The sequence below is a fragment of the Paenibacillus sp. FSL L8-0470 genome, assembly GCF_038008625.1.
Classification (GTDB): Bacteria; Bacillota; Bacilli; order Paenibacillales; family Paenibacillaceae; genus Paenibacillus_AQ.
Genome location: NZ_JBBOZM010000001.1, coordinates 2,755,784 through 2,778,573, shown reverse-complemented (window position 1 = coordinate 2,778,573; position 22,790 = coordinate 2,755,784). Strand labels below are relative to the sequence as shown.

At 45.5% G+C, this 22,790-nt stretch carries 16 protein-coding genes; 1 reads left to right on the top strand and 15 read right to left on the bottom strand.

All coding sequences use genetic code 11. The features are described from left to right. Positions 1-110 precede the first annotated feature (110 nt). The 15 genes from NST99_RS12505 to NST99_RS12435 form a co-directional block, all read right to left on the bottom strand. Positions 111-1,697: an extracellular solute-binding protein gene (locus NST99_RS12505; protein WP_341092038.1), complete on the bottom strand. Its 1,587-nt coding sequence runs from the start codon at positions 1,695-1,697 to the stop codon at positions 111-113. 66 nt (positions 1,698-1,763) lie between these two features. After that, positions 1,764-2,690 (bottom strand): carbohydrate ABC transporter permease, encoded by a 927-nt coding sequence (locus NST99_RS12500; protein ID WP_341092035.1) that lies wholly within the window; start codon positions 2,688-2,690, stop codon positions 1,764-1,766. A 17-nt stretch (positions 2,691-2,707) separates the two neighbouring features. Beyond that, entirely contained in the window at positions 2,708-3,634 is a 927-nt protein-coding gene (locus NST99_RS12495; protein WP_341092033.1) for an ABC transporter permease, read from the bottom strand. Between the two features lie 184 nt (positions 3,635-3,818). Further along, positions 3,819-5,378, bottom strand: a complete 1,560-nt coding sequence (locus NST99_RS12490; protein WP_341092032.1) for a response regulator — start codon at positions 5,376-5,378, stop codon at positions 3,819-3,821. A gap of 48 nt (positions 5,379-5,426) precedes the next feature. Beyond that, positions 5,427-7,169: a sensor histidine kinase gene (locus tag NST99_RS12485; protein WP_341092030.1), complete on the bottom strand. Its 1,743-nt coding sequence runs from the start codon at positions 7,167-7,169 to the stop codon at positions 5,427-5,429. Positions 7,170-7,203: 34 nt separating this feature from the next. Further along, positions 7,204-9,615, bottom strand: coding sequence for a beta-galactosidase GalA (galA, locus tag NST99_RS12480; RefSeq protein WP_341092029.1), 2,412 nt, complete (start codon positions 9,613-9,615; stop codon positions 7,204-7,206). A 319-nt stretch (positions 9,616-9,934) separates the two neighbouring features. Further along, on the bottom strand, positions 9,935-10,513 hold the full coding sequence (locus NST99_RS12475) for a TetR/AcrR family transcriptional regulator (protein WP_341092027.1): 579 nt from the start codon (positions 10,511-10,513) through the stop codon (positions 9,935-9,937). A 49-nt stretch (positions 10,514-10,562) separates the two neighbouring features. Continuing rightward, a complete protein-coding gene (locus NST99_RS12470) occupies positions 10,563-11,183 on the bottom strand; it encodes a GNAT family N-acetyltransferase (protein ID WP_341092026.1) in 621 nt (206 codons plus the stop codon). 623 nt (positions 11,184-11,806) lie between these two features. Further along, on the bottom strand, positions 11,807-13,015 hold the full coding sequence (locus tag NST99_RS12465; protein WP_341092024.1) for a GDSL-type esterase/lipase family protein: 1,209 nt from the start codon (positions 13,013-13,015) through the stop codon (positions 11,807-11,809). Positions 13,016-13,032: 17 nt separating this feature from the next. Further along, complete coding sequence (locus NST99_RS12460; protein ID WP_341092022.1) at positions 13,033-15,249, bottom strand: FAD-dependent oxidoreductase; 2,217 nt, start codon at positions 15,247-15,249, stop codon at positions 13,033-13,035. 99 nt (positions 15,250-15,348) lie between these two features. Further along, on the bottom strand, positions 15,349-16,971 hold the full coding sequence (locus NST99_RS12455) for a response regulator transcription factor (RefSeq protein ID WP_341092020.1): 1,623 nt from the start codon (positions 16,969-16,971) through the stop codon (positions 15,349-15,351). Further along, the gene (locus NST99_RS12450; RefSeq protein ID WP_341092018.1) at positions 16,971-18,488 is read right to left on the bottom strand and encodes a sensor histidine kinase; all 1,518 of its coding nucleotides are present in this window, start codon (positions 18,486-18,488) and stop codon (positions 16,971-16,973) included. The genes NST99_RS12455 and NST99_RS12450 overlap by 1 nt, the downstream gene beginning before the upstream one ends. A gap of 410 nt (positions 18,489-18,898) precedes the next feature. After that, on the bottom strand, positions 18,899-20,485 hold the full coding sequence (locus NST99_RS12445) for an extracellular solute-binding protein (RefSeq protein ID WP_341092016.1): 1,587 nt from the start codon (positions 20,483-20,485) through the stop codon (positions 18,899-18,901). A gap of 66 nt (positions 20,486-20,551) precedes the next feature. Further along, positions 20,552-21,421, bottom strand: coding sequence for a carbohydrate ABC transporter permease (locus tag NST99_RS12440; protein WP_038589742.1), 870 nt, complete (start codon positions 21,419-21,421; stop codon positions 20,552-20,554). A gap of 13 nt (positions 21,422-21,434) precedes the next feature. Next, positions 21,435-22,382, bottom strand: a complete 948-nt coding sequence (locus NST99_RS12435; protein WP_038589741.1) for an ABC transporter permease — start codon at positions 22,380-22,382, stop codon at positions 21,435-21,437. Between the two features lie 238 nt (positions 22,383-22,620). On the opposite strand from NST99_RS12435, the gene NST99_RS12430 reads away from it, so the two are divergent. Next, positions 22,621-22,761: a hypothetical protein gene (locus tag NST99_RS12430; protein ID WP_341092014.1), complete on the top strand. Its 141-nt coding sequence runs from the start codon at positions 22,621-22,623 to the stop codon at positions 22,759-22,761. Positions 22,762-22,790: the final 29 nt, after the last annotated feature.

The following is a 22,790-nucleotide window of genomic DNA, read 5'->3' as shown; positions in this document are numbered from 1 at the left end:
CTCCAACGGAAAGCCTGCTACAGGCCCTCCTTATATAGAATAAAAAGGGCTGCCCCAAAGCCCATGCTTTGAGGGCAGCCCGGAAGCCGTTACATAAAGCTCTTATTCAGCTATTTTTTTTGTGCTGCAAGGAAGGCATCAATTTGCGATTGCATTTCAGTCTGGACCTTGTCGATGCCGGCTGATTTCAGCTGCTTGATCAGGTCTGCCTGGCCTTTTTCGATATCATCAATCAATCCGTACTCCAGCGGTATGGCGTAACGCAGCATTACGTTACCGATATTTGCCACTTCATTCTTCACTTTTGCTGTGTCGAAGACAAAGGTTTCGAGCGGGAAGTGATAGATGCTGGACTGCCAGGTGTTGAACATATCGTCAGCTTCCTTAGGATAAGCTGCATCTTGACGATTCAGCGGGGAATTCCAGCCCCAATTCGAGAAGCCAGTGTAGTTAGCTGCTGCAGGGCCTGCAGTGAACTTTTTATCGCCCTCAGGATTATAGTGAGTTCCGGAGATACCATACATAGTCAAGTCGTGAATTTCCTTGTCATTTTGCAGCAGATCGATCAGCATCAGAGCACGTTCTGGATTCTCCGAGGTTGCATGAATTGACATGCCGTTCTGTGTTGAGATCGCTGCGATTTTCTTATTGTCCGGAGTGAGGTCGGCAATTCCCAGTTCCACTTCCGGTTTGTCGCGGCGCATTTCGGAAAGGTTAGCGGCTACAGTGCCCAGGTTATGGGCATATGAGGAAATCTTCCCTGCTTTGATATCCTGCCATACATCATTTTTGTTGCTGACTACGTTTTTGGACCATGCGCCATTGTCGGCCAGATCTTTATAGTATTTAAGCAATGATGTGAATTCTGGAGTATCATAAATGTTGAATATTTTACCGGAAGCATCATCCAGCTTGTAAGCCAACGGCAGAAGGTTCGCATCCACCAGGTTGAAGTTGTTGTTCTGCTCCAGCAGTGTTTGGTCTAACTCATGAAACTTCCAGCCATCAGCAGGCTTAGCTCCGAAAGCGGTTATGCCTTTTTCTTCTTTAGCAACCGTTTTCAAGTAATTGGCATAGCTTTCAGGACTGTTGATTTCTGGAAGATTGTATTTCTTGCGCAAATCCTCCCGATATAATACAACCTTGTCGGTAACCTCAACATTATTGTTCGGAACCATGTAGAGCTTGCCATCGACTTTCGCTTGCTCCCAGTTCACTTTAGGCATAGCTTCCCAGGTTTGCGGCATATACTTGGACAGCATATCATCAGTCAGCTCCATGAATCCACCTTTAAGCGCCTGATCATTATAGAAAGCCCAGTTAGCTGTGTAAACGAGGTCAAAATCCTCATTGGCGGCAAATTTCAGCGGATACTTCTGTGTCCAGTCCGACCAGTCCAGGAATTCTGTTTCTACCGTAGCATTGATTTTCTCTTTTAATTTGGTGTTCAGCTCTCCGAATACTTTGTCGTAATCGCCAGGTTGGCCGCCGACCAGTATCATTTTCAGCTTGACCTCTTTGGAAGTATCAGGAGCGCCAGAATTCGTGGCTGCTCCTTCTGTAGTGGTTGCTCCTGCATTCGTTGCTTCCGCAGCTGTATTGTTGGTATTGTTACCGCCTCCGCATGCACTGAGGATGGTCCCCAGTGTCATCATCGTTGCCAGCGTAACTGTGAGTTTCTTTTTCTTGTTTGTCATGACAAGTGTTGCCCCCTAATGAAATAGTTGGTTGGATTATATATTGATAACCGGGTTGCCCCGGGATTATCCTTTGACAGCACCAATAGTGAGACCTTGTACAAAATATTTTTGAATAAATGGATAAGCAAGCAGGATCGGTCCTGTGGCCACAATCGTCATCGCCATCTTCAAGCCTTCGGTGGGCAGATTCGTATTTACAACCGCACCCGAGGCCATCATCGCCTTTCGCATGCCATCCATATTGCCCAGCATTTTGTAGAGATAGTACTGAAGTGGCATCAATTCGGACTTCGAAATATAAAGCAGCGCGTTGTACCAATCGTTCCAGTAAGCCAAGGCTATGAACAGGCCGATGGTAGCCAGTGCAGGCTTGGACAAAGGCACAATCAGCTGCATGAAGATCCGGAAGTCGCCTGCTCCGTCAATCTTGGCGGACTCCGTAATCGCATCAGGGATGCTGCTCATGAACGACTTCATGACGATAATGTAGAACACGTTCATCAGCATCGGCAGAATTAACACCATTAGCGTATCTTTGAGATGCAGGAAGTTGATGATCAGCAGATACGAAGGTACCAACCCACCACTGAACAAGGTAGTGAAGAAGAAGTAGAACGAGAAGCGGCTGCGCCATTCAAAGTCTCTTCGGGATAGCACATATGCTGTCATGGAAGTCAGAAACAATCCAAACAAGGTACCAATTAGCGTAACGGTGATCGTCACAGCGTAAGCTCTGAGCATATCAGCCGGATACTTGAACAGTACGCTGTAGGCTTCCGTGGAAAAGGTAGACGGGATAAGCTGGAAACCTTTCTCGATAATGGAGCTCTCTTCACTTAGCGAGGCCGATACCACCAGCAAGAAAGGAAAGATGCAGAATATAGCGAGTACTGTAAGCGTCAAGTATCCGATGATTGACAGTACCAGCCGGTCTGTGTTGGCACGTTTGCGTACCTTTGGTGTTTGGATCTTTGCAGTAGTTGAACTCATTGGGCTACCTCCTTTTCCTAGAATAAAGCACGATCTTTATCGTATTTGCGTACTGCGTAATTGGCGAGCATGATAGTCGCAAAGCCCAGCAGCGATTGATAGAACCCGGCCGCAGCAGACATTCCGATTTCATTGGAAGTCGTCAGGGAACGGAACACGAAGGTGTCGATAACATCGGTCGATGAGAATAGCAGGCCGTTGTTGCCGACCATGTTGTAGAACATCCCGAAATCGCCGCGGAAGATGTTGCCGATAGCCAGCAGAACCAGAATGATCACCGTAGGGATCAGGTTCGGAATTGTAATCTTCATAATGCGCTGGAATATATTCGCACCATCAATTTCAGCTGCTTCATACATTTCGGTATCAATACTGGTGATTGCCGCCAGATACATAATTGTTCCGTATCCCAGCGCTTTCCAGGCTGACACAACTACAAGAATAACCGGCCAGTAGGCTGCAGTGTTGTAAATATCAACCGGCTGCATGCCTAACCCCTTAAGTAATACATTAACGGTACCAACATCGAAGTTAAACAGGTTGTAGGCAATGGCTCCAACCACTACCCAGGAAATGAAGTAAGGCAGGAATAGTATTGTTTGCGTAATCTTCCGGAACCATTTGCCTGCAACCTCGAACAGCAGGATGCCCGCAAAAATCTGCAGCACATTGTTTACAAGAATAAAAGCAATATTGTATAACGCTGTGTTTCGTGTTACGCGCCAGGCGTCACCGGAACCGAAGAAAAATTTAAAGTTGTCCAGTCCGTTCCATGGACTGTTAAAGATACCATCGCTATAATTGTATTGCTTAAACGCCAGCACAATCCCCGCCATAGGCACGTATGCAAACAACAGGAAGAACAACACCGCCGGAGTCAGCATAAGAAGCAAGGTTCTATTCTTCTTTACTTTGTGCCAGAACCCATATTGTTTCAGTTTCATCTCGAATCCCCTTTCCATCTCTCAATTTCTCTATGTATTTAGTATAAAGAAGCATTCATCTCTTGTGGATTGAGCATGTCAACAAATACTAATACTTTTCCAACGATAGTTAAAATATATATTTCCCTAAAATACAAAAACGTCGCCTTCGGGCCGATGATCGACCTGGGCAACGTTCTGTTGGTTATACTTTATGCTTTTTGCGATACTCTCCCGGCGTCATACCTGTAATCTGCTTAAACTGCCGGTTGAAATAGATAAGGTTCTTGTAGCCCATGCGCTCGGCAATCTCATATATCATTAGTGTAGGATCACTCAGCAGCTCGAATACCCGGCTGGTCTTGCGTTCTTTCACGTATTCATTGAAAGGCAGTCCGTAATCTTCCTTGAACAGATAGCCTAAATAATTCGGTGTGAAGTTGAAATGGGCGGCCACCTCTTTTAAGGTAATCTTTTTCTCCAGATTCTCCTCCACATAGTTAATAATCTCATCAATCAGCCTGCGCTTCTGCCGCTGCCGCTTCACATACAGCAGCTCTGACAGTTCGAAGAACCTCCGTCTCATCCATGATAGAATGTCGTGAATCGTCTCGAACTGAAACAGAATATCCGGCTGATGTGATTCCCACTGCAGCAGCTCATACAGATTCTCGTTCTGCTGCTGCAAATCCGCATGAAGTTTGGAGGTGATGCGGATAATCAGCTCATAGACATCCCTTTTGCTGGCACTCGTGAACAGCTCCAGCAAATGGTCGTCGATCGCCACCAGGTCATACTGAATGATGGCCTCGAGCAGTTGTTCTACAGTTTGTTCAATGCGGACGCCCGGTGACTCTCGCGGTGAAGGCTCCATGCTATCACGGATCAGACGATTTTTGCCGAGTAGCCATTTCGCGCTGAGTGCCGCCTGCGCCTGCTGATAAGATTCATGCAGCCCCGCCTCTTCCTGGGCATATTGACCGACGCCGACAGTCACTGTGCAGAGAGAAGACTCTGCCACCCTGCGGATAAGCTCCTCCAGCAGATTCAGGAAGCTGTCCTGCGGGAGATTGCACAGAATTACAAACCGGTGATGCGAAGCGGCAATCAGTGTACCCATCTTGGCATTCTCAACAATGGATTTAATTAATCCGGCCATTTGCCGCGTCTTCACGCGCGCATCCTCCTCGGACAAATCACGCATCTTCCATTCCAGATCATCAATCTCTACAACTGCCGCCGCTGCCCCCTTCAGCAACAATGGAATCAAGGCGCTACGCAGATGCGGCTCAGCGGGTTCAGGGGAGGTTTCATCGAACCAGCGTAAGATAAGCTCCTTGTTCACAAGCGACAGTGCTTCGCTTAAGGAACGGTTCTGCTCCCGCTCCTGTTCTATGGCTGTACACAAGGACCCCAGCATTTCGTACAGATCCTTGTCCTTAACAGGCTTCAGCAAATAGCCGGAGGCATTGATCTGAATGGCCTCCTTGGCATAGCTGAAATCCTCATGGCCGCTGATGAAGACAATTTTGATCTTGGGATGGATCACTTTAGCCCTGCGTGCAAACTCCGTTCCGGTCATAATGGGCATACGTATATCGGACAGGATGATATCTACCCGTACTTGCTCCATGGCCTTAAGCGCATTGAATCCGTTATTCGCTGTCCCCACTACTGCAATATCGAGCGAGCTTGCCAGCACTCTGCGCCGCAACCACTCCAAATCGACAGCTTCATCATCTACCAGCAATACATTGATACTCATCGAAATTATTTCCTCCTGTGCTTGTACATGATGCAACCTCGTAATTCATCAGCGGAACTGCTCATCAATCTCCTCGCTGTCCTGAAGCCCGGCGGGAAGCAGAAGCTGAACCGTTGTGCCTGCCCCGTAAATGCTTGCAATGGTCACGCCGTACATGTCCCCGTATCTAAGCTTAATCCGCTCATGCACATTTTTAACTCCATAACCACCGGAATGGTTTGGCCCTTGCATCATTTTCCTGATATCATCGGGCCGCATACCGATGCCATTGTCAATAACCTTAAGCTCAATACTGCCGCCGACTTTCCGGCCCGTCAGACGAATAGCGATCGACTCCCCAAACCAGGCATGCTTGAAGATATTCTCCACAAAAGGCTGCAGCACCAGCTTAATTACCTGCATATGCATAATCTCCTCGTCCACATCGACATACAGGGTGAATGCATCCGCATATTTAACCCGCTGGATTTCCAGGTATGTCTCCACCTGCTCCAGCTCCTTCTCCAGTTCAATGTACACATTGCCCTGGTTCAGCGTCAGCCGGTAGAAACGTGACAGTCCCTCGACCATCTCCGTGACCTTGGCGATTTCGCCCAGATTAGCCAGGCTGCTTATGGTCGAAAGCGTATTATAGAGGAAATGCGGATTAATCTGTGCCTGCAGGGCTTCCAGCTCGGCCTGCTTCTTCTGGATCCCCTGCACATAAACGCTGTTAATGAGCCCCTGAATATTGGCGGCCATGTCATTGAATGAATCCGCAATCTGCACAAATTCATCATTACCAGAGAAGCGAATCCGTTTCTGGAAATTCCCCTCCTGGAAGGAACGCACCAAGCCTACGATCCGGCTCATCTTGCGCCCGGAAATACGAGCCACCACATATCCGATCAAGGTCATGACGAGGAAGCTGAGCGTACAGACTGCAATAATCACCTTGCGCAGCCGGCCAGCATCCTGGGTTAGATACTTTTGCGGAACCATGGCTTCAATTACGAAATCACTGCCCGGGATCTGCGCATGCAAACTTAGAAAGTTCTCACGTCCATCGTCATAAATGGCTGTTCCTCGCTGGAACAGAATGGACCCGGTAGTCTCTTCCACCAGCCGCAGAGTAATCCCCTCTTCTACGGGGAACGTATCGAAGCCGCCGAACAGATCCTCCAGGGAAACGGTAATACGCACAAACCCGATCACCGTTTTGTTATCACTGAAGCTGACCAGCCTGCGGACATGGGAGAGATTGTCCAGCTTCTGGTCTGTATCAATCTGCAGCCATAAATTATCCCGCATCGAATCCTTAAGAGACCGGTACCACTCACTGCCGGTGATATCCTGGATGGGCAGAATATAATAGTCGCTATCATAGATCGGCTCATCCAGGTTATCCCCTGATATAATATTGAGATCACTGTTCGGTGTATAGAGCATGAAGCGGATCTTGTTTCCGAACAGCTGCAGGGGGGCGGTAATCTGAGGAATAATATCATCGATCATCGTCAGATAAATCTCAAACGGTGTCCCCTTCTGCTCAAGCGCACGCTGCAACTGCTGGCTTCCGAACATGTTGTCCGACATCCGCTGTATCTCATCCATCTGATAGCGGATATTATTCCTGGCCTGCTCCAAACCCGTCCTGATGTTGGACTCTGCCATTTCTGTCCTTGAATCGGTCAGCATCGAATAGGAGATGTAACCGATGAACACATCGGTCAAGAGAACTAGCAGCAAGTAAGGGATCATCATTTTGTAAGTAAAAGGCATATATTTCTTCATCTTCAGCTTAGGCATCATTCGCGAGACATCCTCTGTATGGAATTCGTTATGTCTATATTATCGTTCCACTGGCCGGAAATAAAGGTTCCCCGGGTGCTGCCACTAGTACTACTTCAGCCGCTGCCAGTCCCATTGATACGGCTTTCACCTTAATGGAGCCTGCTGTTGATGAAGTCTGAATCAAGGCCAAGCACCAGCCGTTAAAAGCCCGCCGGATCGAAGACTTGTCCGGCTCATGGCTGCTTGGATTCCCGTTGCCTACACCGAGCAGAGACCCGGCGCCCGTCACTTCAAAGCGGATCTCATTGTCGGCTGCCGGAACGATATGCCCCTGTTCGTCCAGGATGGCAACCCGAACCGGAATCGTATCCACACCATCCGCTTGACCCTCCAGCCGATCAGGGTACAAGCAAATCTGGAATGGCTGGCCTGCTGTAACAACAGCCTTTTCGGCAATCACATGACCGCCGCGTTTTCCGACAGCTTTTAACTCTCCGGGCTCATATACGACCTCCCACGATAAATACCCGGTCTTGTCCACCTGCTGTTCACCCAGACTTTTGCCGTTCAGGCTCAGCTCCACCGTATCGGTATTCGAGAACACGCGCACCTCGATCCGCTTCCCCTCCGACCCGGGCCAATTCCAATGCGGAAGCAAATGAACGATCGGCTCATCCTTCCAGACCGCCTGCATATAGTAATAGCTGTCTTTAGGGAACCCGCAGGTGTCCATCAGCCCGAAATGCGAGTTCACGCACGGCCACAGATATGGAGTAGGTTCTCCCCGGTAATCGAACCCGGTCCACATGAAGACGCCAGTCAAAAAGCGGTTATTCACAAGATCACTCCACGCCTGCTGCGGGGTGCATCCCCATGAAGGAATATTCGTGCCATATTCGGAGCAGTAGCCTCTTACCGGATCATCTTCATAGATTCCCCGGGTTGCGGTATAACTGGCACATTCACTGCCGATCATGAGACGCTCCGGATACTGCTCGTGGTCTCGGATATCAATGTTGAGGTGTTCCCGGTGCCCGTAATTGTAGCCTGTAATCTCTACCACATCATTGTAGCCATTCTCATTCCAGCCGTGGTTCATCGCAGCAGAGGTCGGCCTTGTCGGATCTATCCGGCGGGTCGTATCTGCGAGCGTCTTGAGTATCCGGGCGCCCGTTACGGTGCCTTCCAAAACCTCCTCATTCTCCAGGTTCCAGATGATCACACAAGGGTGATTCCGGTCCCGGTAGAGCATCCGCTTCAGGTGGCTCAGGCCGCCAGGGCTGCTGTCAAGCTTGCGGTTCTCATCCATGACAAGCATACCGATCCGGTCGCACATATCCAACAGCTCGGGAGTCGGCGGATGATGTGCACTGCGATAGGCATTAGAGCCCATTTCTTTAAGCAGTCTGAGTTTATATTCGATCAGGCTGTCCGGCAGCGCCACGCCGACCCCGGCGAAATCCTGATGATTGCATGTCCCTTTAATCAGCAGCGGTTCTTCGTTCAGAAAGAACCCTTCATCCGCATCGAAGCGGATGGTGCGGATGCCGAACACCGTCTCATAGCGGTCAAGCTCTTTTCCTTCATATATGACAGTCGATTCTGCCTTGTACAGATATGGTGATTCAGGACACCAGAGCATAGGCTGCTCCACTTCGAAGATCTGCTCCAGTTCCGTCTCGGTGTACCAGTCCGCATACGCGTCCTCCATCTTAGCACAGACCTGCAATCCGGCACCATCATATATCACCGTGCGCAGGGAAACTGGAAGGCCCTCTGTGTAATCATTGCGGATGCGGGTGCGGATATTGACCATAGCCTGTTCTTTGGTAACTTCCGGTGTCGTTACATAGGTGCCGTATTCAGCCACATGCAGGCGGTCTGTATTCTCCAGCCAGACATGTCGGTAAATGCCGCAGCCCTCATACCACCAGCCTTCGCATTCTGTTGCATCGACTTTGACGAGAATGACATTTCTGCCTTCCTCGCCGTAACGGAGAACATCCGACAAATCATAACTGAAACCTATATAACCGCCATGATGCGAGCCGATCAGATGACCGTTGACCCATACCGTGCTGGTGCCGGATATTCCGTCAAAGCGTACTGTCCACTTGCTCCCGGCAGCGTCTGCCGGAAGCTCGAAGGTTTTGCGGTAATAGCCTATCCCGCCCGGCAAATAACCATGGCTGCCGTCCCGCGAGCCCAGCGACTCATCCTGAACATATTGCTGCTCTACACACCAGTCATGCGGCAGATTCACAGAACTCCATTCAAGCTGCTGTTCGCCCATCCCTTTATCGTTAAAAGCGATATCCAGCCACTCCCCCTCCTTCAGAGAGCTCGCATCAGTAATACCGCCTGTCATCCCACCCTTGACTGCGTAGGGAATCCGGATATCCCCTTTGTGAAAGCTCCAACTCTCATCAAACATGCTTTTGCTTCTCACCGTTTTAAGTTTCAATCTGCAACTGCCTCCTCGTTGAACTAATATTCATATTGTAGAGTAGATTAGCATTTCGCAGTTAGTACAATGCTAATAATGAATAGCACAAAATGAATAATACCGGGAGCTGCCGTTGCCAACACAAAAACACCCCAAGATTATCTCCCTCTCATACCTCACGACAAGGGTACATTCTCTTGAAGGTGTTTTGATTTGTCTCATGTTATAGGGTAAGTCCCTACTTTTTCTTCTTTATTCATCCGGAGCTTTACACGGTCTTTCACATCCTCAGGAATTACCCGGTTTCCATTCTCTACATTATAATGGACGCCTTCTACTACCCAGTTGATTTAGGATGGTCTGTTTTGATCAGGCCATATAAAACAATATCACTCATCGCCTTGATGCCGGACTCGAAGCTGACCTGATGGCCCGCAATAAACTCATAGTCCAGTAGCTTTCTCAGAGTCTCATTCAGCATGAGCTTGAGAATTACGGTGTCAACCTTTTGCAGCTCATCACGGTTTATCCCTTCCTCCACCAGTGCAATAACGCCATCCCAAATCGTATCCAGGTGATGATTCACCCTCTCGTAGAGCCGGGGATAATACCGCTGAAGGTCATCCATGTGCCTGATGATCGTGCCAATCGAATAGGCGTCGGGAATATTCTGAAAATAAAGTCTGATTTTATCCTGAATCGGGAGCCCTGTATTTTCCAGGATGGCTGTATCCGATTGGATAATCTGCGAAAAGACAAAATCTATCGTTTTCTCTATCATTTCATCCTTACTCGAAAAGTAGGCATACACTGTACGTTTGCTCGTGCCCAGTTCTCTCGCCAGGTCCTCCGTGGTAAACCGCGTGCCTTTGGCTCCAAAGCATTTTAAAATTTTCAAATAGACCCTGTTGTCCATGTTCCTGACAGTCCACCCTTCATTCAGCTTAGCGTCTATACCTTAACACTCATGTAAGGATATGCGAAAGGGGTTTTACCATACGGTACAAATAATACGGTTTTTTCTCTATGGAATCCGTAATCCGGTATCCCAGCCGCTCATACAGCTTGATGGCCCGTACGTTCTCTTGCTTGACGGTCAGGGAGCATTTGCCGTAGTTGTTTAATCTGGCTTGTTCTTCTGCATAATGAATTAACTTCGAACCAACCCCGTACCCCCGGCTTTCCGGCAATGCTGCCAATGCTCCGATATGGTATTCATCCACTCTTCCCTCATTCAAGCTTACCGTAGACCAGAGCTCCTGCAAATGCAGCAGCGAATGCTTGATGAGATTCCATTTGCGCAGTTTGATTAGCTCCCGGACAGTGGGCCAAACCAACTTATCCATCACAGATACCGGGTAGCAGGAGATGATCCCTATCGTTCTGTTGTCCAGTCTTGCTTCAAAAGCATATTGATGGCTGAAACGGTTCTTTCCGAGCCCCCATAATTTTTGCAGAGTGTTCTCAATTAATGCTTTATCTGCCGTTCCGATCAGCGGATAGGCCATATAATCCAGTGCCATCCCTATGAGTCTGCCTCCGGACGCCGATTTGGGATTGCCATGTGTTATTGAAATATTGTCCATATTAAAACTCCTCTCGATTCACATTGGTACTTATTTAGTTTTTCTAGTACCAAGATACCCCAAGCCATGTCTTTTGTCAAACAGAGCCTGTTAAAACTTTGCTGAATTGATCTGGCGGCTGTAGCAAATCAACCCTTAGTTCACCTAAGAAGATCCCTAGCATTTACCTTTGCAATAAAGCTCTTAGCCACATACTCAATGCTGGGGTCTTTAAAATAAGCTACCTTCTTCATAATTTCAGGGATATACATGTTCCGGCAAGATATTGACCCAATAATATGAGGGAAATTCCGGCTCCCTTTATTATTGACTTTACGCTTTGGTGAATAAAGTTCATCCGCTTTTACCTATGTTTTTTGCTTAACCAGTCCACTGACTACCCCTCCCTGTCATATAAATGACATTTCTAACTCAAACTTTCTGTGCTTATATCCTCAGTTATTTCCGAAGGAGGAATATGGTTAATCTAGTACAATCTTAGCATGTCACATGACCATGAAATTTCTTTAATTCCTAGAATTTTTCATAAGATTTTAAGTAAAAAAGAAACCCACATCATAACTGACCGCTCAACTGCAGTCAGTTATGATGTAGGTCTTCCAAGTAGACAATCTAATGATTAATTATAATGGCGGCTGCACCAATAACAACTTCCCAAGCTGGATCACCGTTTGATCATACCAATCTGGATGCTGCCGAACATGCTCTCTACCTCGTTCATTGCCGCATGCCTCAAACACAGCCGCTTTGTCTGTCTTCTCGGTATCGACTTCGAAGCGAACCGTATGTTTCCCATTCGGGAGCTCCGGCAAGAATACATACTGATTTCGATTATGATCGTTGTGTAGTGTGAATCGATCGACAATAAAGGGTTCTCTACCATCCACCGACACCTTCAATCTGCCAGAATCAGGCCCCCCGATATCGAAAAACCCGATACGGGTTCCCTCGAACTGCACCGTAATAGCCTCTCCAGGATCGACTGCTCGCCACAGGCCGGGAAACAACCAATTGTACTCGCGCACTAAAGCACAATCATCGGGAGTCATGTAAGACCATCCTGCGGAAAAATCGGTAAGACTATCCAATGACATCATGGTCGCATACTCCCAAGGATTAGCCGGGACCAACGGATTCTGAGGTAAGTGATGTACTGACCTTCCCGGATGTTCTTGAAGTTCTCTAATTTTCTCAAATGACCGGGTGATCGTATCCGTGTAAATCTGGTGTCCTTCGGGAATAGTCGGATGGATCGAATCATGTGTAAAAACAACGGCTCCGGAAATGGACACGTCTTCCCTTGAGGTAAAAACGAGTTTTCCCTCCGACACCAAGTGACTGACGGCTACGCCCAGATGAATCGAAGGAATACCGTAATAGTCGGCCACTTCCTCTTGCATTAGAGCCCCCTTCTGGTATTCCCCAGACTGAAATAAGGCCACATCCCGCTCCTTCAGCGTATAAACGAACAGGATATCGGTAAACCGGCTCCGCTTGCGGATCTGACGGACAATCCCTTCGATCCGCGCCTTGGATTCGGGATCTCCGCCATCATTACCAACAAATTCAACAAATACTAGATCAGGCCGATGACGCAGTACATCTGTCTCTAAACGGGCACAGCCCAAATCCGATCCTGTGCCATTAATGCCTGCATTCACAGAGCGGATATCCACCTTAGGATATTGCTTACGAAGCCAATCCGCCGTCATGACCCTGTAGCCTTCAGAACGCGTATTACTGCCGCCGAAATAGACGATTGTTACGGTATCCCCATTTTCCAATTTTTGAATTATATTGGGGAGCCCTTTACGAGGGAATAATTCCTTCATCGTGACTTCACCTGTCCTCATTTATCGTTTTTAGGAGCAAACCATTTTACAGCAAACACTTCAAAATAAGGCGAACCATAAGTTGCACAGAAATTAATCCGGATTCGCGTTACACCTTTTGCATCCATCTTATGTTTATTCAACGTGAGATAATTTCCACGAGTTATGATTGTCCTCTCAGTTCCGTCTTCTAAGGTCAAGGTCATATCATAATCTTGGATAAGGGACTCAATCGGGTCGTTGAAATGCTCCAAATCCAGCTGCGAATTAAAAACAAGCTGGAGTTCGTCCAGATTTTTGGGGCTGGCAAAACAGAATTCCAACCATTCCTGTCCTTCCGTACGTTTAGAAATCCAGCCGTTCGGTTGGCCATAAGGTCTGGAGTAGCCATTGACGACATTCTCAGGACTATACATATTCTGGGATGGTAACAGATCCTTGAAGCAAATGCTCTTATTAAATTTCTTCAGTCTGGACGGCTCTTCCGGTCTATAATAGAAGCTGACAGCTCCTGTCATTTTCTCTTCATTGCCGTATACGGCAAGGCTCGCCGTACCTTCCAATACGATGTAGATTTTGTCGTCAGCCGGTTTCCTGCAGCTCAAGTCTAGCGTAATCCAGTCGTCATTACCGGCTGCAATAACCATGCGGTAGTCTTTCAACTCGCTGGTGGGAATATAATTCTCCTTCCGTTCCCCGCCAAACAGCTTCACATGCAGTGTTTCCGAATGCTCGGACCTATTTTTAATTTTGATCCGTACGCTTTCAGCCACGGATGTCTGAATCGGCAAGACCAAACATAACCCTTTCTCCAAGGAAATCACTTCGGATGGATGAAGATTGTCATAGCAGCGCTGAGACGAAGCACGAATAGTTAAACCTTCAGCGAAGTAAGGATCCAATTCCTCTTGAAGCCCTACAATCGTTTGCCCGTCTCGAAGCAGCAGCGCCTGCAGCTCCCCCATATGAGATTCGACTATGGCTGCGGGGTCTATCTCATATTTCAAGCATAACGAAGCAGCCGTTCCAACCGCCTGCCCCATACAACCGCAGGTTGCCATTACCCTTGTAGATCCGAAAGCCACATGGGTAGCACTTATATTGCGACCAGCGAACATGAGATTAGGAATATTTCGTGAATATAAACTGCGGAAAGGGATATTGTACAATCCAGGCACGAAATTCCAAGCTGTAGCCGGCCCCTCATCGTAGATGCCCTTATTAGCATGTAGATCCATATACCATCCACCAACGGATACAGCATCTTCGAAATGCGGCTTTGCTGTAAGATCGTTCTGAGACAACATGTGATCCCCAATAAACCGCCTCGACTCCCGCTTTCCTGGAATCGGGCACACATAATCCAAGATGAGATTGTCCACATCATCAAATTCGCCGCTATTTTTGATATAATCCCAAATCCCGTACACCAATTTTCGCAGCTCCAATGCGATGTCTTCATTATTCTTGATAATATCCATATGTCCGCCGTATTCCAACCACCACAATCCGCCAAGCCCGTTGATTTTTCTTGGAAAAGCCCGATGGTTTAAGCCTTTTCTGATACTATCGAAAAAGGCCAACTTCGTAATATCATACGCAAAGCCAGGTCTTTGGTATGGAACGGAATATTCTACTTCACGGGCTTGAAACAGAATCGTATCGCCCATGGTGTAATGGTCCGCCAATTCAGGAGCCAATTCTTCCTTGTATTCATGCTTCGCCTCTCTCCCCCATCGGAAGAGAGCCCCTGCCTGATATCCGACAATTCCATCTCCGGAGCAATCGATATAGGTTCGGCTTTCAAAACGGAATTTTCTTTCGGAAGCTAATTGAAGGCCCTCCACCCATTTAATTCTGCCGTTCTCCATGCCCGTTTCATGCACGCATGTATTCAGAAATAGAGAAATGTTAGCCTCACCATAGACCATATCCAATAAGACCGTATCCGAAAGCGAAAGCATAAGCTTCTTGTTGTATAACGGATTATAGTGAAAAATCTTCAATTTGAGTTCTTCCACCAATCCGCCCTCGCGTGCATAATAGGATGGACTGTTTCCGAGATATGCCGACCCGTTGATATGAACCCTGACCTCGCTGCTCGCATTTCCCCCAAGAACCGGTCGATCATTAATAAGTGAAACCTGCAGCCCTTGGCGTGCGGCAGCAATGGCAGTGCATATCCCAGCAATACCTCCGCCTACGACGGTTACATCTGCTTTAATAAGCTCCATTTTGATACCCTCCATGATTTGATCCTTCTATCATGTTAAGCCTTTTGAAGCCCTTTTTTTTACATGATTTCGCGAAAAAATTATACATTTTTTTCAACGTTATTTGGATTCATACCGTGTCATTTTTATCCGATATTGCTTAGGAGTATCACCTGTATATTCTTTAAATAATTTGCAAAAATAACCTTCATTCACAATTCCTACTTCCTCGCACAATTCCAATAAAGAATAATCCTGAACATTTAACAGCTCGAGCGCTAATTGAATTTTTTTACGATTGATATAGCTGATAACGCCCTCATTCATTGTTTTTTTGAATAAGCTGCTAAAATACGATGGAGCTAAATTCACTTCCTCGGCAATCGCCTCGAGCGTTAATCTCTGCTTCAGGTTATTCTCTATAAACCGTATAGCACTCATAATTTCTACACGATGTAAAAGTTGGCCTGCGTGTACATATTCGAAGGTGAAATCGCCAATATAGGCAAGCTGCTCCCGGAAAGTCATAAATTCTATGGGAAACTCTGCTACTTCCGTCGTCAACTTGTTCCCCGATTTAAATTTCACAGTAATGTCTCTGTATAAGTCTCGTAGCATAGGCGCCATGATAGACTTATGGATTTTATGGTCCGTTACAAATTGGTTCAGATCAGCAAATGCTTTCTCCAGCTCTTCCTTGGAAACCTTTCTTTTCACCCCAGCAAGAAATTCAGCCAGTTTCTGCTGAAATTCTTCTTCTCTATCATTATGGTAATGGAAGCGATGCATAGGTGTTTTTACTACTTTCTCTGTATGATAATAGAAATCATCACTCACATTTTGTGCTTCCGTGTAAGCTTGTTTGATGGATTCCCAGCCTCGGTGCGGACCTCCAAAAGCGACAGATACCCTTTGATTCAAATATTGATGTAAATGGGAGACGATTTGACTACCCAATGAATGGCAAGCATATTCTGTGTCCATATCGCTGCGATTATTTTCCCAGGAAAGAAAGCCAATAAAACGATTATCGGATAGATCTGCAGCTACGCCTCTGCCACCATTCACCAAAGTTTCTTCGATTACATTCGTAATCGCATATTTCAAGATGTTTTGATCAGACGCTGAATATTCGTTTCGGAAACTTTCATACATATTCAGTTCAACAATGAAGCAGCAATAGTTGGCTTGAAAGAAATGGAACTGCATGCGATTGGCAAAATCCGATGCCCGATGAGAAGGAATTTCGCCTCTGATAAGCTCGTTAAAAAATTGCTTGCGGACTCTATATTTATTTTCAAGCACGGATATGTTTAACGATTGAAATTCCACTTCTTTTTTCTTAACCTCATTTAAAATCCCGGCTGCCTTATCTAAAGCTCGATCCAAATCCGCGTCCCTAAGCGGAACCTTAACGATGTACTCCAATACGTTCGCTTGAATAGCTCTCTGGGCGTATTCAAAAGATGAATAGGCGGTTAAAAGAATGTATTGGGTATGGGGAAGTTTTGGTTTTAGCTGCTCAATCATGGAAATTCCATCCATTCGCGGCATAACGATATCAGATATCACGATATCCGGCTTAAGCTTTACGATCTCCTCTATCCCCTTCAGCCCATTATTCGCTTTTCCCACTAAATGAAATCGCCTTTCCCTATGGGAGAGCCCGTTAAAATACAATTCCAATCTCTGAATGATTAGATCTTCATCGTCAACAATAAAGCAGGTGTAGTCTCTCACCATCATGCATCTCCTTTAAATAAGCCTGCTGGGAATAAGGCGCGAACCCGGGTTATTTCCTTAGGTATGCTTATGATTTGGAGCCCAAACTGTTCTCCGTAGTGAAGTCTGATTCGGCCATGAATATTATTTAACCCGATTCTTTTCCTTTTCACTTCCACATCACTTGGTTCTGAAATTAAAATATGCTTTATTTTATCAGTTGGGATACCCTCGCCTTGATCAACTACTTCTATGATGACGGTGCCGCCCTCCCTGTACGCATGAATAGTAATTGGGCCTTCGATCCCCCCTCCGTTATAACCATGGAAGATGCTATTCTCCACAAGGGGCTGCAGCAGCATTCGAAAAACTGGAAAATCTATTAACCCTGCTTCGATATTTTCAATCAAGTGGAAGTTCCTGTTATAGCGGATATTCTGGATCGCGATATAGTCCGATACATTTTGCAATTCCTGACGTAGTGAAACCTCTTCCGAAGCTTCGGCTATCCCATATTCCAATATTGAAATGAGAGACTCGATCACCACATCTACTTTCTCTATTTGTCCGAGTCGTATGACATTGCTGATAGAACCAAGCGTGTTATACAGAAAATGCGGGTTTATTTGAGACTGCAGCACTTGAATTTCAAGCTTCCGCTCAAGTTCATTATGAAGCTCCGCTCCCCGAATCAGTTCCACAATTTGCTGCAGCATACGATCGAATGCCCGGGAGAGATCTCCAAACTCATCGTTTCGGTTAATTGATATAGTAGTTGTTAGGAGGCCTTGCTCCACCCGCTTCATTTTTGTTTTAAGCGCATAGAGTGGGGTCCTTATATATTTGGCAATAAAAAAGGAAATGAACAGGCTTAAGAGAAAACCTGCAGCTAGAAGCCCGATATAATAGGTTTCCAATCTGGACAAAGCAGCTTTCAAGCGTGATTCATCGTTGATCGAGATGATGGTCCAGTTGAATTTCTCAGTCGGTTTTTTCAGAAGGGAGACCGGAATACCATCCTTGGTATGCAGTTGAAGGCTTGTTTCTGTAGTATCCAGAAGTTGTTCCGCTGACGTTTCCCCGATTGAAAAAGTATGATCTTGAATATTCAGCGGTCCTTTATTTTCCGAAAATCCGGCAATGATTTTTCCCGATGCGGTGATTAGAGCCAAGTTCATTTGTTCTTTTTTATTAATCTTGAACAAGGTTTCTTCAATGGCATTTAGATCTAAATCTACCGCAATGGCCATAGGAAACGGAGCGCCGTTCAGATATCGAACCATCGTAACTGTCCAGCCGGAATATTTAGATTTGTAAGGATCACTGACAAATGTAGTCCTTCTGTTCTTGTCAGCTGCATCAAACAAAGGTTTTCTTTCAGATAAAGGTTCATCGAATATTCGGGTAGGTGTACTTCCGCCTAGAATGGATAAATCGCTTTTGATCAAATAAATATTACTGACGTAATTACTGTTGAGTTCATACAGCTCTCTTAATTGCTTTTTAATCACGTCCGTATTGTTAATGTTGGCTTTCACCGATGACTCGACCGAGAACAGGATCGTCTGGAAGGAGGAAAAATTAACTGTGAAATACTGGTCTATCTTGTCAAGTATTTGGTTAGTGTAATAAATGTCAGTGGTTCTTATTTCCTTTTGGACATAGCGATAAGACAATTGGCTTATCAAGATTATGCAGCTTAATACAAATGCAAACACGATAAAAAATAATTTTAAAGGCAAGCTGATTCTTCTTCGCATCGATCATCTTCCTTTTAAATCTGTATTAAACAAATACTAACATATGACAATAAAGAGAGGGGCTATTTACAGCCACTCTCTTCGTTTAAAAGATAAGAATTTATATGCTTCGCGCATAAATATTCCTTATCTATCTCGCTGAAACGGTACCGTCCTTTAAAAGGACGGCGAAGCCGTTTCTGCTTGATTTACTTGATTAAGCCTGCTTCTTTAAATTGTTTGATTACTGACTCCTTATATCTCTGCATGTCAAACTTGGTTTCCAGTGTATTGAGGAAATTGTCCCAGCTCGAAAGAGGTTCTTTGCCAGTCATAAATTTGACCAAGCTTTCATTAATGTAACGTTGGCGGTCAGCTGCCAATGAATCGCTCGGGTCTTCAGTCAATAAATTACCTGGCAAAGTAGCCGTAACGTATTTCTGATTGTTCTTAAAAGCTTCTGCCGTCTTAGGATTCTGGAAGCTGAAGTACTCAGCATCATCACCACGACGCGGCATTCTATAATGATCGACCCATAGGTACTTATCTTTCATTTCCTTCGATAATTCGGAGGTTTTATTTTTGATCTTGCCGTCTACCAAATCCCAATGAATCCCTTTAATTCCGTATGCAAAATTCGGATAGGCTTCTTTGTCCGTAAAGAGATAATTCAGCATGGACAAGATACGAATGATTTTGTCCTTATCCGCTTTCTTGGATATGGCCCATGAATTGCCCTGGAACGATTTTCTCTCTACAATTTGATCACCATAAGGACCTATCATTGGAGGAATAACGATCCATTCCGGCACCTCTCCACTGATTTCTTTCATTTTCTGCTGATAATCTGGTTCCAGCCTTCGGGCATCTCTTATCATGAAGCCAACTTTACCCTTAAATAACTTTTGGTCCAACAAATCGGGAGTATTCATCGTCACCCAGTCTGGATCTACAACTTTGGCTTCCATCATTTTATTGATATAAGTGAGCGCTTCTTTCATTTTTGGATCGGTGAACAGGAACACCGGTTTATTGTCTTTCACATCAATGGCTGAGGGAGGATTGACGCCAAACATCCACATCAAACTATCGAAGCCGTAGGTTTGCAGATTGCCTTCTTTATTCATACCGCCTATGAATCCGTACGTATCGTTTTTGCCGTTACCGTCCGGGTCTTTCTCTGTAAAGGCTTTCATAACTTCGAATAGCTCGTCAGGTGTCGTTGGCACTTCCATATTCAGCTTTTTCAGCCAATCATTGCGGATGAAGAAGCTTCGACTGATACCGTTTACATTATCATAACCTGGAACTCCAATGGTTTTTCCTTGATAGGACATCGCCTCCCAGGAGTCGTTGCTAAAACGTTTCTGTAATTCAGGAAATTGATCCAGATACGGTGTCAAATCCGCAAGAACGCCTTGGTCATAATATTGCGCCAAATCAGCCCGGCTCTTCAAGAAGATCAAATCTGGAATATCTCCGCCGGCAATGAGCGTATTTAATTTAGTCGTTGCTTGCCCTGATTGAGGAATCATCATTTCCAAGTCGATATTCACTGCTTTCTCCAACATTTGGCGTTGGATATCTTCTTCACGGGGAGGAATCGGCGCAGCAGCGTTGAAAGTGCCTTGGTTAAACATCGAAATTTTCAATTTGGTTTCAAAGGGACTAGACTGGCCTTGTGAATTACCCGAAGCTGTCGATGTAACCTCTTTTTGTTCCCCACATCCTGACAATACCGTTCCCACACCGACCATTGCTGTCAGAATAGCAAATGTAATCGCTTTACTTTGCATAATGACCTCTCCTTTGCTTCTATATTATCACGGTTTTCCCGTAACAACTCAGGTTGGATTATCTTTTTAACCTTTAACCGATCCCAAGAGCACACCTTTGGTAAAATGCTTTTGCATAAATGGGTAAACGATCAAAATCGGAACTGTAGTCACGACAACTGCTGCCATTTGTATAGCGAACGTACTAACAGCTCCGGTATTGGCAAGCGAATCAGCACTTTGTGTTGCGACGTTAAGCAGGATGTTGCGCAAGATCACTTGGAGCGGCATTAAGTTGGAATCATTGATATAAACAATAGCATCGAAGTAACTGTTCCAATGCCCGACTGCGTAAAATAATGAAATTGTGGAAAGGACGGGCAAGGACAGAGGTAAAATGATCCGCCATAACGACTGAAGCTCACTTGCACCGTCTACCCTCGCTGATTCCTCGATTTCAGCAGGCAATTGCTCGAAAAAGCCTTTAATGATCACCAGATTAAATGCACTAATGAGATGTGGAATAATCAATACCCACGGACTGTTTAGCAATCCCAGAGAGCGGACTAGTAAATAAGTCGGAATTAATCCTCCCCCAAACATCATGGTAAAGACAATGAATAGTAAAAATGGGCTTCGACCCGGCAAATATTTTTTGGATAACGGATATGCCGCTATTACCGTAAAGAACACATTGAGAGCAGTGCCTACTATCGTTCGAAACAATGTAATTTTATACGCCTGCCCGATACCATGAGAAATGAATACTTCTTTATAGGCTAGAAAGGTAAAGGATTCTGGTATGATAACAATTCCTCTTCTTAGCACTTCCGATTCTGGCGTCACTGAAACAGCAACCACATATAGAAAGGGTAGTAAGCAAAGTAGAGCTAGCAAAATAAGAATAAAATAAACGACTGCTTGCCAGACCTTCTCTCCGATTGTCAAATTGATCATTTTGATAACCACCTCACCAAATTTGCCCATCGAATTTTTTGGCGAGCTTATTTGCTGCCAACACTAAAACAAATCCGATGACCGCTTTAAATAATCCCACAGCAGTAGCCAAGCCAATCTTAAGCCGCTCGAGCCCTTCACGGTATACCCATGTGTCGATAATGTCGATCTTCTCCTGATTAAAGCTGTTGGCAAACATGAATATTTGGTCAAAACCAGCATCTAGAATATGGCTTAATTTAAGGATCAGCATCAGAATCATAACGCCTCGAATGCCGGGAAGTGTTACATGCCATAGCTGTCTCCACTTGGAAGCGCCATCAATTCTAGCCGCTTCATATAAACTTGGATCGATTCCTGCTAATGCTGCAAGGTACAATATTGCTCCCCATCCAATATCCTTCCATATTTCAGATAAGATGATCAGCAGTCTGCCCCAGGCAGGTTCCGTTAGGAATGAGATGGGTTCAACTCCAGCTTCCTTCAAAATCATGTTAAAAAGACCATCCCCTGGGGCTAATAATGCCACCATCATTCCATAAACAATGACCCATGATAGAAAGTGGGGTAAATAAGTGATCGTTTGTACGATTTTCTTAAACCATTGGGTATAAACTTCATTGAGCAGCAAAGCAAGTATGATAGGAGCTGAGAAACCGAACAACAGCTTATACAGCGATATGATAATCGTATTTCTCATGATGTCCCAGAAATAAACGCCGTTCATAAAATCTGTGAAATTTCTAAATCCCACCCATGGGCTATCCCATAGTCCCAAAGCTAGGTTATAGTTTTTAAAGGCAATAATGATTCCCGCCATAGGAATGTATTTGAATACGGCAAAGTAAACTAATGCCGGGAACAAGAGAGCGTACATCACTTTATACTTTTTTATCGTTCTTATCCATGAATTCCGCTTTTTGGGGAGGGGAATGGCGTCCGCTGCCAATTTCGCTTGCATATCATCACCTCGTCTTTATTTGTAATTGTATAATAGCATCCCCCTACCCGGATAAATTTCTGTAATTTCAAGAATTTCTTATAAGATATTAAGCCCCTAACTCCATACGAGGATCGAACAACTATCTCGGTGCATAGTACCGACGCATTGCAGCGCGCAAGGTCGCTTATTATCTATTAACTCGCGGTGAAGATTACCGTGATTTGGGGTCCATTATTTTGAGGCGAGGCAGCAAGAGATGATCGACAAACAATCTGTGCGTAGGCTTGAAAAGCTAGGCTTTACCGTTACAATATCCAACCCCTCTGCTTCAAAACATCCATCCACCTCATACAAAATGAAGGCGCAGCTTTTTTTAAAAAAAGTCAGCCGCACTTAGTTTCATATTGCCATTTTTGAGTGTCCAGC

Bases quoted from the DNA above. Each gene is read 5' to 3' on its own strand.
- NST99_RS12505 (WP_341092038.1), bottom strand. From the start codon at position 1,697: ATGACAAACAAGAAAAAGAAACTCACAGTTACGCTGGCAACGATGATG.
- NST99_RS12435 (WP_038589741.1), bottom strand. From the start codon at position 22,382: ATGCAAGCGAAATTGGCAGCGGACGCCATTCCCCTCCCCAAAAAGCGG.
- NST99_RS12485 (WP_341092030.1), bottom strand. From the start codon at position 7,169: ATGATGCCTAAGCTGAAGATGAAGAAATATATGCCTTTTACTTACAAA.
- NST99_RS12445 (WP_341092016.1), bottom strand. From the start codon at position 20,485: ATGCAAAGTAAAGCGATTACATTTGCTATTCTGACAGCAATGGTCGGT.
- NST99_RS12500 (WP_341092035.1), bottom strand. From the start codon at position 2,690: ATGAGTTCAACTACTGCAAAGATCCAAACACCAAAGGTACGCAAACGT.
- NST99_RS12440 (WP_038589742.1), bottom strand. From the start codon at position 21,421: ATGATCAATTTGACAATCGGAGAGAAGGTCTGGCAAGCAGTCGTTTAT.
- NST99_RS12460 (WP_341092022.1), bottom strand. From the start codon at position 15,249: ATGGAGCTTATTAAAGCAGATGTAACCGTCGTAGGCGGAGGTATTGCT.
- NST99_RS12490 (WP_341092032.1), bottom strand. From the start codon at position 5,378: ATGAGTATCAATGTATTGCTGGTAGATGATGAAGCTGTCGATTTGGAG.
- NST99_RS12470 (WP_341092026.1), bottom strand. From the start codon at position 11,183: ATGGACAATATTTCAATAACACATGGCAATCCCAAATCGGCGTCCGGA.
- NST99_RS12455 (WP_341092020.1), bottom strand. From the start codon at position 16,971: ATGGTGAGAGACTACACCTGCTTTATTGTTGACGATGAAGATCTAATC.
- NST99_RS12465 (WP_341092024.1), bottom strand. From the start codon at position 13,015: ATGAAGGAATTATTCCCTCGTAAAGGGCTCCCCAATATAATTCAAAAA.
- NST99_RS12430 (WP_341092014.1), top strand. From the start codon at position 22,621: ATGATCGACAAACAATCTGTGCGTAGGCTTGAAAAGCTAGGCTTTACC.
- NST99_RS12475 (WP_341092027.1), bottom strand. From the start codon at position 10,513: ATGGACAACAGGGTCTATTTGAAAATTTTAAAATGCTTTGGAGCCAAA.
- NST99_RS12495 (WP_341092033.1), bottom strand. From the start codon at position 3,634: ATGAAACTGAAACAATATGGGTTCTGGCACAAAGTAAAGAAGAATAGA.